The sequence below is a fragment of the Streptomyces sp. NPDC016677 genome (assembly GCF_055562815.1).
The window spans coordinates 732165-746356 of sequence record NZ_JBVHEO010000002.1; the positions used below are offsets into that span (position 1 = coordinate 732165).

Below are 14192 nucleotides of genomic sequence, written 5' to 3' on the forward strand. Positions count from 1 at the left end.
CCCGGAAGGGTGGCACGCACAGCTAACCGGCGGCGTACCGCACCCTCAGTTCGCGCTTGAGCACCTTCATGCTGGGGCCGAGCGGCAGCGTGTCCGTGAACTCCACGCGGCGCGGGTACTTGTGCCGGCCGAGGTGCTCCTTGGACCACTCGGTGATGCCGGCGGCGTCCGGGCTCGCGCCGGGCACGGGCACGACCACGGCGCACACCTCCTCGCCGTGCAGGTCGTCCGGGAGTCCGATGACGGCGACCTGCGCGACGCCGGGGTGGCGGACGAGGACCTCCTCGACCTCGCGCGGGTAGACGTTGTAGCCGCCGCGGATGATGACGTCCTTCTTGCGGTCGACGATGCGCAGGAAACCCTCGTCGTCCTTGGTGCCCAGGTCGCCGGTGCGGAACCAGCCGTCGACCAGTGCCTCGGCGGTGGCCTCGGGGCGGCCGAGGTAGCCGGAGAAGACGTTGTGGCCGCGGATGACGACCTCGCCGAGTTCGCCGGGCGGCAGCAGCTCGATCCGTCCCTCCGTCTCGGCGCGGGCGATCTCCACGTCGACGCCCCACAGGGGGTGGCCGATGGTGCCGGGCCGGGCGCCGAACACCGGCTGGTTGACGGCCGCCGCCGGGGAGGTCTCCGACAGCCCGTACCCCTCGTAGATCCTGGCGCCGAACGCCGCCTCGAACCGCTCCAGCACGGCGACCGGCAGCGAGGCGCCGCCCGAGACGCACACCCGCAGGGCGGGCAGCGTCTCGGCCCTCGCCGCCGCGGCGGCGAGGGCGACGAACATGGTGGGCACCCCGTGGAAGGTGTCGACCTTCTCCCGCACCATCAGCTCGATCGCGCGCGCCGCGTCGAACCTCGGCAGCAGCACCAGGGTCGCCCCGGCCCGCCAGACGGAGTTCATGGAGACGGTCTGCCCGAAGGCGTGGAAGAGCGGCAGCGCGCCGAGCGCGATGTCGTCGGGCCGGATGTCGTTGGCGTCGAAGGCATTGACGGTGGCGTTCATCACCAGGTTGAAGTGGCTGAGCACGGCACCCTTGGGGACGCCGGTGGTGCCGCTGGTGTAGAAGACGACGGCGGGGTCGTCGGCCTCGCGGGTGACGTACGAGGTGAGCGGCTCGGCGCCGGCGGCCAGCTCGGTGAACTCCGCGCCGAGGATGACGACCCGCACCCCGGCCGCGCGGGCCGCCGCCGTGCCCGTCTCCGCCTGCGCCGGGTGGCACAGCAGCAGGGTGGCGCCGCTGTCGGTGAGGACGTGCTCGACCTCCTCGGCCGACAGCAGCAGGTGGACCGGGACGACCACACCGCCGGCCGCGGCGATCGCGTAGTACGCCTGCGGGAACTCGGCGGTGTTGGGCGCCATCAGCGCGACGCGGTCCCCCGGGCGGACGCCGAGCCCCGCGAGTGCCCCGGCACGGGCGAGGGCGCGCTGCCACATCTCGGCGAAGGAGAGCCGCAGGTCGCCTTCGACCAGGGCCTCCTTGTGCGGGCGGCGCCGGGCGTTCTCGGCGAGGATCGCGGCGACGGAGAGGGTTGCCATGGGTTGTTGCTCCGTTTCCTTGCGGCTCTGCAGGGTCGGGAACGGGCCGTACGAGCGGGGTGAGGTCGGGTCCGGTCCACGGCGACCGTTAATTAGCACTGCTAGTTTTGGACTATAGACCGCCCGGCCGCTCCCTGGGAAGATCCCTCCCGGACCCTTCACCGACGCAGCCGGAGGACCGATGCCCCAGGCCCGTGAGCACACCCTGACCGGAACCCGGGGACGGATCGCCGTCCACGAGTGGCCCGCCGCGCGCCCCCGGTACGTGGCGCTGCTGGTGCACGGGTACGGCGAGCACCTCGGCCGCTACGAGGAGGTCGCCGGCGTGCTGAGCGCGCACGGCGCGGCCGTGTACGGGCCCGATCACCTCGGGCACGGGAGGTCGGACGGCGAGCGGGTGCTGATCGAGGACTTCGAGGACGTCGTCACCGATGTGCGCGCCGTGGCGGAGCTGGCCCGGACCGCCCACCCGGGTCTGCCGGCCGTGCTGGTCGGGCACTCCATGGGCGGCCTGATCGCCGCCCGCTACGCCCAGCGTCACCCGGAGGACCTGACCGCGCTGGTGCTGTCCGGGCCGGTGATCGGCGACTGGGAGCTGCCCCGCCGGCTGCTCGCCCTGGACGAGATCCCCGACACGCCGATCAGCCCGGCGGCGCTCTCCCGGGACCCGGCGGTCGGGGCGGCGTACGCGGCGGACCCGCTGGTGTGGCACGGCCCGATGAAGCGGCCGACGGTGGAGGCGTTCGTACGGACGCTGGACACCGTCGCCGACGGCGGCACCGCCGGCCGGCTCCCGCTGCTGTGGCTGCACGGCGACGACGACCGGCTGGTGCCGCTGTCCGGCAGCCGTCCCGGCGTCGAGCGGCTGTCCGGCGGGGAGCTGACGGAACGGATCTATCCGGGCGCCCGGCACGAGGTGTTCCTGGAGACCCACCGCGCCGAGGTGTTCGCGGACCTGACCGCCTTCCTGGACGGCGTGCTCGCCCGCTGACCCGTCCGGTTGTTTGCGCAGGTACCGCCGGGGCACACGGGTGTCCAGGGAGCGGTGGAGCCGCAGGGCTCCGCCGGGGAGGACGTCGCACCGTACCTCTCCCCGAGCGGGGCCGCGCCCGGACCCGGCGAGCACCGCCGTCCGGCGCCCGGCACGCTCCCGGCCACACCATCGACGCCACGAGGAGCAGCACCGTATGACTGTCGTGAAGAGCACGATTCCGGAGTCGGCCCGCCAGGTCACCTGGGAGGCGTTGCAGAGCACGCTCGTGGATCTTCTCGGGCTCTCCCTGATCGGGAAGCAGGTGCACTGGAACATCGTGGGACCCCGGTTCCGTTCGATCCACCTCCAGCTCGACGAGGTCGTCTCGACGGCCCGGGAGTACGCGGACACCGTCGCCGAGCGCTCGGCCGCCCTCGGGATGCCGGCCGACGGGCGTCCGGAGACGATCGCGTCCGCGTTCACGCTGCCGTCCCCGAAGGACGGCTGGGTCCGGGACGAGGACGCCGTCGCGCTGATGACCGAGACGCTGGAGGCGGCCATCGTCCGGCTCCGGGAGCGGATCAAGGCCACCGACGAGCCGGACCCGGTCACCCAGGACCTGCTGATCTCCGTCACCGCCGAGCTGGAGAAGCAGCGCTGGATGTTCGACGCCGAGAACTGGCCGAAGGAGGACTGACCGGCGCGGCCCGCCGTCACCTCTCCTCGTCTCACCGCACACACGCACGTACGCACCACGAAGAAGGGGCACCTCATGGCCGACGCCCTGGAACTCGACGCGCTGTGGGAGGACTTCCACCGCGTGGTCAACATGACCTCCGCCGAGCTGTCCGCCTGGCTGCGGGTCAGCGACGCCGACGAGACGACCGAGCCGCTGCCGGACCAGGCGGGCTCGCCCACCGGGCAGCACGTCCTCGCCATCCTCCAGAAACGCCGTACCGACCTCACCGAGGACGACCTGGGCGTGATGCGGGCGGTGGTGGACACGGTCACCGAGCAGACGGACGTGGAGAACGAGCCCGCGGCCGAGGACACCGAGCGCCGGCACCGGCTGATGACCCTGGGCCACGACCCGCTCAAGGGGTAGCCGTGGACCGCGACGCGCGCGTCGTACGCGAACTCGTCGGCGCGCACGGGGGGACGTACGCCGAGGAGGCGGGCATCCGGCTGAAGGACACCCCGCAGCCGCTGTACCACCTGCTGGTGCTGGCCCATCTGCTCAGCGCCCGCATCCGCGGCTCGGTCGCCGTGGCCACCGCACGCGCCCTGCGCGAGGCGGGGCTGCGGGACCCCCGCCGGATGGCGGAGGCCACCTGGCAGGAACGGGTGGACGCGCTGGGCCGGGGCGGCTACCGGCGTTACGACGAACGCACCGCCACCCAGCTCGGCGAGGAGGCCGAGCTGCTCGGCGACCGCTGGGGCGGTGACCTGCGCCGGCTCCGGAGCGAGGCGGACGGCGACGTGTCCGCGCTGCGCCGGCTGCTCCAGGAGTTCACCGGGGTCGGGCCGACCGGCGCCGACATCTTCCTGCGCGAGGTCCAGCGGGTCTGGCCGGAGGCCGCGCCGTACCTGGACCGCAAGGCGCTGCGGGGCGCGGAACGCCTGGGGCTGCCCGGGGACCCCGGCCGCCTGCTGGCCGCCGCCGGCCGGACGGACCCGGCGGTGCTCGCCGCCGCGCTGGTGCGGGTGTCGGTGGACAAGAAGGTGGCCCAGGACGTCCGGGAGCGGGCCGGGTGACGACGTGCGCCGGGCAAGCTCTCGGCGTGACGCACTCCCCGGCGGCGGGCGCTGAAAGTATGATCAAGCGATGTCTGACATGACCGAAACCACGCCGGGCTGGCTGACGACCGACGAGCTCGAATCGGCGCGCGCCCGCATGCCCATCCTGTACGTCGAGGCCGTGCCCGTGCGGGTCGACGACAGCGGCGAAGTCACCAGCGTCGGCCTGCTGCTGCGCATCGGCCCCGACGGCACGGTCAGCCGGACCCTGGTCTCGGGCCGGGTACTGCACCACGAGCGGGTGCGCGACGCCCTGCTGCGGCACCTGGAGAAGGATCTCGGCCCGGTGGCGCTGCCCCGGGTCCCGGCCTCGCTCCAGCCGTTCACGGTGGCCGAGTACTTCCCGACCCAGGGCGTCACCCCGTACCACGACCCGCGGCAGCACGCGGTGTCCCTCGCCTACGTCGTGCCGGTGACCGGCGACTGCCGGCCCCGGCAGGACGCGCTGGACCTGGTCTGGTTCAGCCCGCAGGAGGCGCTGTCACCGGCGGTGCAGAGCGAGATGCCCGGCGGTCACGGCGTCCTGCTGAAGCAGGCGCTGGCGCATGTGGGCTGCGTGGCCTGACGCTCGGCGGGCGGCCCGGCGGCCGGGAGCCGACGCCTCGCCGACGGAGGTCGTGGCCGCGCTCGAACACGCGGTCGGGCTGCTCGACCAGGCGCTCGTGCCGCCGCGGCACGCCGGCCGGCCGGTCATCGCCCGTCGGCTCGCCGAACGCCTGGGCCTGCCGTCGGCGGGGGCCGGCGAGACGCCGGCCAAGCGGGGAGAAGCGCGGACTGCTCGCGCGTACGCCGAACCGGCCGTCCGGGCGCCCTCCTCGGTGCTGGTGACCAGCACCGAGGAGGGCGCCCGGACGGTGCACGACGCTGGTCGTGAGCTAGTCGCCGTCCTCGTGGCTGAGCTGGGGGTCCAGGTCGTCGCGGAGCAGGCCCCGGCTGCCGGTCTGTCCGGTGCGGTAGGCGGAGCGGGCCACCAGGTGCGAGGCGACGGGGCCGGTCAGGAACTGGAAGAACGCGATCAGCGCCAGGGTGCCCAGGTCGATGCCGTTGCGCAGCCGCAGCGCCACGCCGACCAGGACCAGCAGCAGGCCGAGGGTCTGCGGCTTGGTCGCGGCGTGGCTGCGGGAGAGCACGTCGGGGAAGCGCAGCATGCCGATCACGCCGAGCAGGCTCTGGAAGCAGCCGAGCAGCAGCAGGAACGCACCGACGAGGTCGGCGGCCTCGGCCCAGGGGTTCACGGCGTTCACGGCGTGTACGGCGTGTGCGGCGTGTGCGGCGTTCACCGGTGGTCCTCCGTGCCGTCCGGCCGGACGGTGGGCCGGTCGCGCACGGCGATGAACCGGGCGATGCCCACCGAGCCGGTGAAACCGAGGAAGGCCAGGACCAGCATGACGGGGAAGTAGAAGGCGTCGCCGTCGCGGGCGGCCTTGGCGCCGATGCCGGCGATGATCAGCGCGGCGGCCACGTCCAGGGCGACCGCCCGGTCCAGCATCGAGGGTCCCCGCCAGATGCGGAACAGCAGCAGGGCGCCCGCGACCAGGATCATCACGACCGAGGCGACGAGCATGCCCTCCTCGACGGCGTGCAGGGTGTTCACGGCGACTGGTCCCCTTCCGGTGCCGGGACGGGCCGGGCGACGAGGGCGATGTCCCCGGCGGTGCCGAAGGCGCGGGCGACGAGTTCCTCCATGCGCCACACCTGCCGCCTGGTGCTCTCGATCGCGCCGGGGTCGTCGGCGTCCAGGACGTGGACGAACAGGGTGGCGGTCGCGCGCCGCACCTCGATGATGGAGCCGCCGGGGACGTTGGAGACGGCGACGGCGGTGGCGGTGAGCATCAGGTCGCTGCGGCCGCGCAGCGGCACGGCGACGACCGCCGCGTGGTACGGGTCCTCGGCGAAGATCTGGCGGGTGACCCGGAGGCTGGAGGAGAACATGTCGTGGACCAGGAAGGCGCCGAGCCGGAGGATGCCCAGCGGGCGCAGGCGCAGCCCGAGGTCGACGGCGGGCAGCGGGAAGGCGAGGCAGACAGCGACCGCGACGAGGACGCCGTTGACGAGGTTGGCCCAGGACAGGGTGCCCCACAGCAGCGTCCAGATGACGGTGAGCCAGGCGATCAGCGGCAGGTCGAGCACGCGCCGGCCGGTGCCGACGCGCAGGGACCAGCTGTACGGGGAGCGGTGCCGGAAGAGATCGCTCATCGGCCGAGCACCGCCTCGATGTAGGGGGTGCGGGCGAGGAGTTCGGCGGCGGCCTGGTCGGTGAAGGTGGTCAGGGGGCCGCCGAGCACGGTGTAGAGCAGGCCGAGGGTGACGGCGGCGCAGGTGGCGACGACCATGGGCCACGGCAGGTGCTTGGTGGTGGTGATGGACTGCCCCAGGAAGCTCGCGGGGACCACGGCCCCGGCGGGGACGTGCCGCCGGGCCCCGGAACCGGCTCCGGCTCCGGCCCTGCCCCTCCCCTGTCTGCCCCGTCTGCGCCGAGGCCTCTCCCCGTCCTCCTCCTCGTCCTCCTCCGTGTCCTCGTCGTCCTCCGCCGACTCCAGGACGACACCCTCCTGCGCGAAGCCGGGCGGGGCGTCCCGCCAGAAGGCCAGGTTCCACACCTTGGCCATCACGTAGAGGGTGAGCAGGCTGGTGGCGGCGGACCCTGCGACCAGCAGCCAGGACCAGCCGCCGCCGTCCGCGACGCCCGCCCGCATCAGGCCGACCTTGCCGATGAACCCGGACAGCGGCGGGATGCCCGCGAGGTTCATGGCCGGCACGAAGAACAGCACGGCCAGCAGCGGCGCCGACTTGGCGAGGCCGCCGAGGCGGGTGAGTTCGGTGCTGCCGGCCCGCCGCTCGATGAGCCCGGCGACGAGGAACAGCGTGGTCTGCACGGTGATGTGGTGGGCGACGTAGACGATGGCGCCGCTGAGCGAGTCGCGCCCGGCGAGGCCGATGCCGAAGACCATGTAGCCGATGTGGCTGATGAGGGTGAAGGACAGGACGCGTTTGAGGTCGGTCTGGGCGACCGCGCCGAGGACGCCGATGGCCATGGAGGCGAGCGCGGCCAGCATGAGCAGGTCGCCGAGGCGGTGCCCGGGGAAGAGCAGGGTCTGGGTGCGCAGCATCGAGTACACGCCGACCTTGGTGAGCAGGCCCGCGAAGACGGCGGTGACCGGCGCGGGCGCGGTCGGGTAGGAGTCGGGCAGCCAGGCGGCGAGCGGGAAGACCGCCGCCTTGATGGCGAAGACGGTCAGCAGCATGGCCTCCAGCAGGGTGCGGACCCCGATCGGGACCTCCTGGAGGCGTCCGGCGAGCTGCGCGAAGTTGACGGTGCCGGCGACCGCGTAGGTCATGGCGATGCCGACGAGGAACAGCAGTGAGGAGAAGAGGGAGATGATCACGTACGTGGAGCCGGCCCGGACGCGGGTGGCGGTGCCGCCGATGGTGAGCAGCACGAAGCTGGCCACGAGCATGATCTCGAAGCCGACGTAGAGGTTGACGAGGTCGCCCGCGAGGAAGGTGCAGGAGACGCCGGCGACGAGGATCAGGTAGGCGGGGTGGAAGACGCCGAACGGGGTCTGGTCGTCGCGGTCGGCCATGCCCTGGCCCAGTGAGTACAGGTGGACGAGCAGGGTGACGGCGCTGGAGACGGTGAGCATCAGGCCGGCCAGCCGGTCGGCCACGAGGGTGATGCCGATCGGCGGGGGGAAGTCGCCGAGGTCGACGTGGAGCGGGCCCTGCCGGTCGGCGGCGATCATCAGGGTCACGGAGAGCACGAAGACCACGCCGAGGACGGCGAGGCTGATCAGGCGCTGGAAGCGCTGGAGCCGCGGTCCGATCGCCAGCTTCAGGCCGGTGACGAACAGAGGCAGCAGCACGGGGAGGGGGACGAGGGCGTTCACGGCGATCCTTCCTTGTCCGCGCCCCCGGGGTCGTCGGGCTGCCGGGGCGGCCCCGGCGGCGCGTCGCGCGTCCGCGGGGAGTCCTCGTCGGGGGCACGGCCGGACTCGTCGGGGGCACGGCCAGTCTCATCGGGGGCGCGGCCGGACTCGTCCGAACCACGGCCCACCTCGTCGGAGCCCCGGCCGGTCCCGTCGGGCTCATGGCCGGTCCCCTCGGGCTCATGGCCGGACTCGTCGGGCTCATGGCCGGACTCGTCCGGGTCGTTGCAGGGCCCGGCGTCGCGGGCGGGGGCGGGGCCGGGGCGGCCGGCCGCGTCGGTGGAGCCCTGTTCCGCGCCGGCGCGGTAGTCCTCCGGGTCGGCGCCGAGGATGTCGTTCCACAGGTTCCCGGAGACGTCGTTGGCACGGGCCTGGTAGGCCCGCTCCTCCCGCATCCGCTCCCGCAGCCGCCTGCGCGCGGCCCGGTAGCGTTCGCGCTGCTCGCGGGTGGTGCCGCGCTCGGCACGGGCCCGGCGGTAGCTCGCCCGCAGTTCGCCGCGCCGGTCGAGGAACTCGGCGCGCAGCGCGACGAGCCGGTCCTCGGTGTCGTCGCTGATCTCGTCGGAGCCGGTGACCTGGTGACTGCGGTAGGCCATGGAGAGCAGGAACGCGGTGGTGGCGAGGGTGATGACGATGGCGGTGAGCGCGATGGCCTGGGGCAGCGGGTCGGTGACGCGGTTGCGGATGACGTTCGGGTAGAGCAGCGGGGCCTCGCCGGCGCTGCCGGTGGAGGCGAGCACCAGCAGGTTGACACCGTTGCCGAGCACGACGGCGCCGAGCAGGATGCGGGTCAGCGACCGGGTCAGCAGCAGGACGCCGCCGACGGCGCTGAGGACGGCGGCGGTCACCAGCAGGGAGAGGCTGACGGTCATGCCGGGCCCGCCCCTCGCCGTGCGGCGCGCTGGGCGGCGGCGCGTTCGATGTGCCGGTCGATGCGGGCGCCCAGGGCGCGCACGATGTCGAGGACGACGCCGAGGACCAGCAGGTAGACGCCGCAGTCGAAGAGCACGGCGGTGGACAGGTGGGCGTCGCCCCACACCGGCAGCCGGCCGTGCCAGGTCCAGCCGTGCAGCACGGTGCCCTCGACGAGGCCGCCGAGCGCCACGCCCGTGGACAGGAACAGGCCGAGGCCGGTGAACAGGCCCGGCGCGAAGGGGGCGGCGTCGGCGAGTTCGTGCCGCCCGCCCGCGAGGTAGCGGGTGATGAAGGCGACCCCGGCGACCAGACCGGCGACGAAGCCGCCGCCCGGCAGGTTCTCCGCGCACATCAGCAGATAGACGGAGAGGACGAGGATGGGGTGGTAGATGAGGCGGGCGACCACTTCGAGGACGATGGAGCGGCGCTCGGGGGCGAGGGTGTCGCCGGCCGCGAGCCAGGTCCTCTCCGGCGCGCTCTCGTCGCCGCTGGGCAGCCCCACGAGGGCGCCCGAGGCCACGCTGCCGTCGGTGCGCAGGGCGGCCTCCGGGTGGTCGCCGGGCAGCGGCAGGACGGGCTGGTCGGCGCCGTCGGTGCGGCGGTGCAGGTAGATCAGGCTGGTCACGCCGACGGCGGCGACGGCCAGGACGGCGGACTCGCCCATGGTGTCCCAGGCCCGCAGGTCCACGAGGATGGTGGCGACGACGTCCTTGAGGCCGTGATGGGCGACCTCCTCCACCATCGCGTCGCCGGCGGAGTCGCCGCCCCGGCGGTGCCCGGCCATGATCCAGACGACGAAGGCGGCGGCGCCGCCGCCCGCCAGCGCCACCGGCATCCGCAGCAGGCGCCGCAGCGGGACGAAGTTCTCCTTGAAGAGCACGGGCATCCGGCGCAGCACCAGTACGAAGACGATCATCGAGACGGTCTCGACGCAGAACTGGGTCAGGGCGAGGTCGGGGGCGCCCTGGAGGACGAAGAGCAGCGCGGTGCCGTAACCGGTCAGCCCGGCGAGCACGACCGCCTTCATCCGGCGCCGCACACCCAGGCAGAGCAGGGCGACGGCGCAGGTCATGAGCCCGACCCCGGCCTGCGCGGGGGTGTCCCACGGGCGCGGGGCGGGGGCCGCGTCCCAGGGCGTGTCGACGACGAGGACGGCGATCTGCCCGGCCAGCACCACGCTCAGCGTCGTCACCAGGTACACCGACAGCGAGCCGCGCTGGACGAAGCCGGTGCACTGCAGGGCGGCGCGTTCCAGGGCGAGCAGCAGCCTGCCGAAGTTCCGGTCGGCGGAGCGCCAGGCCAGCTTCTCCCCGACGCGCGCCACGGGAGCGGCGGCGAGGAACAGCAGGACCCCGCCGGCCCAGGCGGCGCAGGAGAGCAGGAAGGCGAGCCCCGCTTCGTGCCAGAGCGCGAGGTGGTACGAGTGCGCGGGCGCGGGCGCGGGGAACTGTCCCGCGTACGCGCCGGCCACCTCTTGCACCCACCCGGCTCCGGGGCCGAGGAGCAGTCCGGCGAGGGCGAGCACGGCGGGCGGCGCGAGGAAGGCCGGCGTGACGGCGTGGGCGCGGGTGTCGGGGAGGCCGGGCTTGCGGGCGAAGGCGCCCCACAGGTAGCGCAGGGTGTAGGCGGTGGTCAGCGCCGAGCCGGCGACGGTCGCGGCGAGCGCCCACCGGTCGGCGGTGTCCCCGTCCAGCAGGGTCTGGAAGGCCGCCTCCTTCGCGGCGAAGCCGAGCAGCGGCGGTACGGCGGCCATGGACAGCCCGGCGAGGACGGCGACCGCGCACACCCCGGGCAGCCGTCGCCCGAGCCCGGACAGGCGCCGCAGGTCACGGGTGCCGGTGGCGTGGTCGACGATGCCGGTGACCAGGAACAGCGGAGCCTTGAACAGGGCGTGGCCGAGGATCATGGCGATGGCGGCGAGGCCGGTGTCGTGGCGGCCCGCGCCGGCCAGGACGGTGAGGAAGCCGAGCTGGCTGACGGTGCCGTGGGCGAGGACCAGTTTGAGGTCGTGCAGGCGCAGCGCCCGCCAGCCGCCGAGCAGCATCGTGGCGCTGCCGAGGACCAGCAGCAGCGGGCGCCAGGGCGTGACCTCCGCGAAGGCGGGGGCGAGCCGGGCGACGAGGTAGACGCCGGCCTTGACCATCGCGGCGGCGTGCAGATAGGCGCTGACCGGGGTGGGCGCGGCCATCGCGTTGGGCAGCCACAGGCTGAACGGCCAGACCGCCGACTTGGACAGGGCGCCGACGAGGACCAGCACGACGGCCGCGGACAGCGCGCCGGAGGCGGGCGGCGGGTCGGCGAGGATCGCGGAGATCCGGAAGGTGCCCGCCTCCTGACCCAGCAGCAGGAACCCGACCAGCATGGTCAGTCCGCCGAGCGTGGTGACCGTGAGGGCCTGCAGCGCGCTGCGCCGGTTGCGCTTGTGGTCGCTGGTCTGGCCGATCAGCAGGTAGGAGAAGACGGTCGTCAGTTCCCAGAAGACGTAGAGCAGGATCAGGTCGTCGGCGAGGACGAGCCCGAGCATCGCCCCGGCGAAGGCGAGCAGGCTGCCCGCGAAGCGGCCGAGCTGGGGGGCGCGGTCCTCGAAGTAGGAGGCGCAGTAGACGAGGACGAGGGTGCCGACGCCGGCGGCGAGCAGCACCATGAGGGTGGCGAGGGCGTCCAGGCGCAGGGCCCAGTCCACGCGGTAGTCGGGCAGCCAGGTCCGTACGGTGGTGTCGGCGCCGTCCCCGGTCACCGTGCTCCACCGCAGGACCGCCCAGACGGTGGCGGCGGCGGGCGGCAGGGCCAGTACCAGGAAGGCACGGGCCCCGCACCACCGCACGAGCGGCGCGGCGCACAGCGCGAGCGCGAAGTGGCACAGGACCAGCGCGGTCATACGGGTCCGCCCACGGGGACGGGAACGGCGACGGCGCGAGGACAGGACACTCGACAGTGATATATCGGATATGTCGCCCGGCCGCCCAGGCACGCCGCAGCCGCCCCCGACGGTGGCCCCCGGTCCTCCCGCACGCCTCCCGCACGACGGCGGCGCTCAGTCCTCCCGCACGACGGCGACCTCGCCTCCCGGCAGGACGAGGGGGCCGGTCACTTCCCGGTCCCGGATCAGTTCCCGGCCGCGGACCGGGATCTCGACGTCCTGTCCGGTGTGGTTGACGAGGAAGAGGAAGCGGGTGCCGTCCGGCCGGTGGCGGCGTACCGCCTCGACGCCGGCGGGCAGCCCCGGCAGCTCGGGAGCCACGCCCGCCTCGTCCAGCAGGGAGCGGACCAGCCGGCGTACGCCCTCCTCGTCCGGCCGGGCGGCGACGTACCACGCCGCGCCCCGCCCCACCGCCCTGCGGGTCACCGCCGGCCGGCCGGTGAGCGGTCCGTCCGCCCAGGTGCGTACGGCGGTGGCGCCCGTCAGGTGGGTCTTCTCGCTCCACAGGTCGGCGGTGCAGCCGTCGTCGAGGGTGTGCGTCTCACCCTCCAGGAGCGGCCAGAACTCCTCGGTGCGCACGCCCAGCAGCTCCCGGAACGCGCCCGGATAGCCGCCCGGCCGTACGTGGTCGTGCTCGTCGACGATGCCGCTGAGGAAGGTGAGCAGCACCGAGGTGCCCGCTTCGGCGGCGGCGGTGATCCGTTCGGCGACCGCGTCGGTGACGCTGTAGAGGGTCGGCGCGATCACGGCCCGGTAGCCGTCGAGGGCGGTGTCGGCGGAGACGACGTCGGCCGTGACGCCCAGCTTCCACAGCGCCCGGTACCAGCGCAGCAGCTCGCTCTGGTAGTCGAGGGCCTCGGTGGGCCGGCCGTCCTGTTCGGCGGCCCACCAGGACGGATAGTCGAAGACCAGGGCGACGTCGGCGCGCACCCGGCTGCCGCGCACCTCGGCCAGGGCCTTCAGGCGCCGGCCGAGTTCGACGGTGTCGCGGAACACGTCGGTGTCCCGGCCGGCGTGCGGGACCATCGCCGAGTGGTACTTCTCCGCGCCGGCCAGGGACTGCCGCCACTGGAAGAACATCACCGCGTCGGCGCCGCGCGCCACATGGGCGAGGGAGTTGCGGAACATCTCGCCGGGGCCCTTCGGCCGGTTGCGGGGCTGCCAGTTGACCGCGGACGTGGAGTGTTCCATGAGGATCCAGGGGGCGCCGCCCGCGACGCCGCGGCTGAGGTCGGCGGAGAGGGCGAGTTCGATGTGCGCCTCGGGGTCCGCGGCGATCAGGTAGTGGTCGTTGGCCACCACGTCCGTCTCGGCCGACCAGGAGAAGTAGTCCACCCACTTGTTGCGGGTGTTCATCATGAAGTTGGTGGTCGTGGGCACGTGCGGGGTGACCTGGCGCAGTACGTCGCGCAGCGCCCGGTAGTGGGCGAGGTGCTCGTCGGAGGAGAAACGCGCGAAGTCGAGCCGCTGGGTGGGGTTGACGAAGGTCGGCGCGGCCAGCGGCGGCAGGATCTCGTCGAAGGCGTCGTAGCGCTGCGACCAGAAGGCGGTTCCCCAGGCCGCGTTGAGGGCGTCGACGGTGCCGTAGCGTTTCTCCAGCCAGGCGCGGAACGCGGTGGCCGAGGCGTCGGAGTAGTCGTGCGGCACGTGGCAGCCCAGTTCGTTGTCCACGTGCCACAGCGCCAGGGCGGGGTGGTCGCCGTAGCGCTCGGCCATGGCGCGGGTCATGCGGAGCGCGTACGCGCGGAAGACCGGTGAGGCGATGGCGTACGACTGGCGGGCGCCCTGGTGCAGGACGGCGCCCTCGGCGGTGCGCGGCAGGATCTCCGGGTGCGCGCGGGTCAGCCAGGGCGGTGGTGAGGCGGTGGCGGTGGCGAGGGCGACGCGGATGCCGGCCGCGTGCAGCCGGTCCAGGACCTGGTCGAGCCAGGTGAAGTCGTGGACGCCCTCGCGCGGTTCGAGCAGGGCCCAGGAGAAGATGCCGACGCTGAGCAGGCCGACGCCGGCCTCGCGCATCAGCTCGATGTCCTCCAGCTGGACCTCCAGAGGCCATTGCTCGGGGTTGTAGTCACCGCCGTAGGCGATGCCGGGGACGTCGAGGGGCCAGGGCTGTGGGGTCGTCATCTG

The 14192-nt window shown here is 73.6% G+C and carries 13 protein-coding genes; 5 read left to right on the forward strand and 8 right to left on the reverse strand.

Annotated features, from left to right (window positions below; translation table 11 throughout):
* Window positions 1-22 precede the first annotated feature (22 nt).
* Window positions 23-1534, reverse strand: a complete 1512-nt coding sequence (locus tag ACZ3IG_RS08610) for a long-chain-fatty-acid--CoA ligase (protein ID WP_467430185.1) — start codon at window positions 1532-1534, stop codon at window positions 23-25.
* A 181-nt stretch (window positions 1535-1715) separates the two neighbouring features.
* On the opposite strand from ACZ3IG_RS08610, the gene ACZ3IG_RS08615 reads away from it, so the two are divergent.
* The 5 genes from ACZ3IG_RS08615 (at window position 1716) to ACZ3IG_RS08635 (ending at window position 4869) form a co-directional block, all read left to right on the forward strand.
* The gene (locus ACZ3IG_RS08615; protein ID WP_467430186.1) at window positions 1716-2525 is read left to right on the forward strand and encodes an alpha/beta hydrolase; all 810 of its coding nucleotides are present in this window, start codon (window positions 1716-1718) and stop codon (window positions 2523-2525) included.
* 196 nt (window positions 2526-2721) lie between these two features.
* Window positions 2722-3204, forward strand: a complete 483-nt coding sequence (locus ACZ3IG_RS08620) for a Dps family protein (protein ID WP_467430187.1) — start codon at window positions 2722-2724, stop codon at window positions 3202-3204.
* Window positions 3205-3279: 75 nt separating this feature from the next.
* Window positions 3280-3612 carry a DUF3140 domain-containing protein gene (locus ACZ3IG_RS08625; protein ID WP_467430188.1) on the forward strand — a complete coding sequence of 111 codons (333 nt, stop codon included), beginning with the start codon at window positions 3280-3282 and terminating at the stop codon, window positions 3610-3612.
* 2 nt (window positions 3613-3614) lie between these two features.
* Complete coding sequence (locus tag ACZ3IG_RS08630; protein ID WP_467430189.1) at window positions 3615-4262, forward strand: HhH-GDP family DNA glycosylase; 648 nt, start codon at window positions 3615-3617, stop codon at window positions 4260-4262.
* Between the two features lie 79 nt (window positions 4263-4341).
* Entirely contained in the window at window positions 4342-4869 is a 528-nt protein-coding gene (locus ACZ3IG_RS08635; protein ID WP_215171454.1) for an NUDIX hydrolase family protein, read from the forward strand.
* Between the two features lie 310 nt (window positions 4870-5179).
* Here the strand turns inward: ACZ3IG_RS08635 and mnhG are convergent, their stop codons facing one another.
* The 7 genes from mnhG to ACZ3IG_RS08670 all read right to left on the reverse strand — a co-directional run bounded on the left by mnhG (window position 5180) and on the right by ACZ3IG_RS08670 (window position 14189).
* Complete coding sequence (mnhG, locus tag ACZ3IG_RS08640; protein WP_467430558.1) at window positions 5180-5539, reverse strand: monovalent cation/H(+) antiporter subunit G; 360 nt, start codon at window positions 5537-5539, stop codon at window positions 5180-5182.
* Between the two features lie 41 nt (window positions 5540-5580).
* Window positions 5581-5868, reverse strand: a complete 288-nt coding sequence (locus ACZ3IG_RS08645) for an MrpF/PhaF family protein (protein WP_467430560.1) — start codon at window positions 5866-5868, stop codon at window positions 5581-5583.
* Between the two features lie 26 nt (window positions 5869-5894).
* Window positions 5895-6500, reverse strand: coding sequence for a Na+/H+ antiporter subunit E (locus ACZ3IG_RS08650; protein ID WP_467430192.1), 606 nt, complete (start codon window positions 6498-6500; stop codon window positions 5895-5897).
* A complete protein-coding gene (locus ACZ3IG_RS08655) occupies window positions 6497-8191 on the reverse strand; it encodes a Na+/H+ antiporter subunit D (RefSeq protein ID WP_467430193.1) in 1695 nt (564 codons plus the stop codon). Before ACZ3IG_RS08655 ends, ACZ3IG_RS08650 begins: the two co-directional genes overlap by 4 nt.
* Window positions 8188-9102 carry a Na(+)/H(+) antiporter subunit C gene (locus ACZ3IG_RS08660; RefSeq protein WP_467430194.1) on the reverse strand — a complete coding sequence of 305 codons (915 nt, stop codon included), beginning with the start codon at window positions 9100-9102 and terminating at the stop codon, window positions 8188-8190. The genes ACZ3IG_RS08655 and ACZ3IG_RS08660 overlap by 4 nt, the downstream gene beginning before the upstream one ends.
* The gene (locus tag ACZ3IG_RS08665) at window positions 9099-12023 is read right to left on the reverse strand and encodes a Na+/H+ antiporter subunit A (protein ID WP_467430196.1); all 2925 of its coding nucleotides are present in this window, start codon (window positions 12021-12023) and stop codon (window positions 9099-9101) included. Before ACZ3IG_RS08665 ends, ACZ3IG_RS08660 begins: the two co-directional genes overlap by 4 nt.
* Before the next feature lie 156 nt (window positions 12024-12179).
* Window positions 12180-14189: a beta-galactosidase gene (locus tag ACZ3IG_RS08670; RefSeq protein ID WP_467430197.1), complete on the reverse strand. Its 2010-nt coding sequence runs from the start codon at window positions 14187-14189 to the stop codon at window positions 12180-12182.
* Window positions 14190-14192 lie beyond the last annotated feature (3 nt).

What these genes read in the sequence shown, in the direction of transcription:
- ACZ3IG_RS08610 (WP_467430185.1), bottom strand. Translation starts at nt 1,534, where the DNA reads ATGGCAACCCTCTCCGTCGCCGCGATCCTCGCCGAGAACGCCCGGCGC.
- ACZ3IG_RS08670 (WP_467430197.1), bottom strand. Translation starts at nt 14,189, where the DNA reads ATGACGACCCCACAGCCCTGGCCCCTCGACGTCCCCGGCATCGCCTAC.
- ACZ3IG_RS08620 (WP_467430187.1), top strand. Translation starts at nt 2,722, where the DNA reads ATGACTGTCGTGAAGAGCACGATTCCGGAGTCGGCCCGCCAGGTCACC.
- ACZ3IG_RS08660 (WP_467430194.1), bottom strand. Translation starts at nt 9,102, where the DNA reads ATGACCGTCAGCCTCTCCCTGCTGGTGACCGCCGCCGTCCTCAGCGCC.
- ACZ3IG_RS08645 (WP_467430560.1), bottom strand. Translation starts at nt 5,868, where the DNA reads ATGCTCGTCGCCTCGGTCGTGATGATCCTGGTCGCGGGCGCCCTGCTG.
- ACZ3IG_RS08615 (WP_467430186.1), top strand. Translation starts at nt 1,716, where the DNA reads ATGCCCCAGGCCCGTGAGCACACCCTGACCGGAACCCGGGGACGGATC.
- ACZ3IG_RS08625 (WP_467430188.1), top strand. Translation starts at nt 3,280, where the DNA reads ATGGCCGACGCCCTGGAACTCGACGCGCTGTGGGAGGACTTCCACCGC.
- ACZ3IG_RS08650 (WP_467430192.1), bottom strand. Translation starts at nt 6,500, where the DNA reads ATGAGCGATCTCTTCCGGCACCGCTCCCCGTACAGCTGGTCCCTGCGC.
- ACZ3IG_RS08635 (WP_215171454.1), top strand. Translation starts at nt 4,342, where the DNA reads ATGACCGAAACCACGCCGGGCTGGCTGACGACCGACGAGCTCGAATCG.
- ACZ3IG_RS08665 (WP_467430196.1), bottom strand. Translation starts at nt 12,023, where the DNA reads ATGACCGCGCTGGTCCTGTGCCACTTCGCGCTCGCGCTGTGCGCCGCG.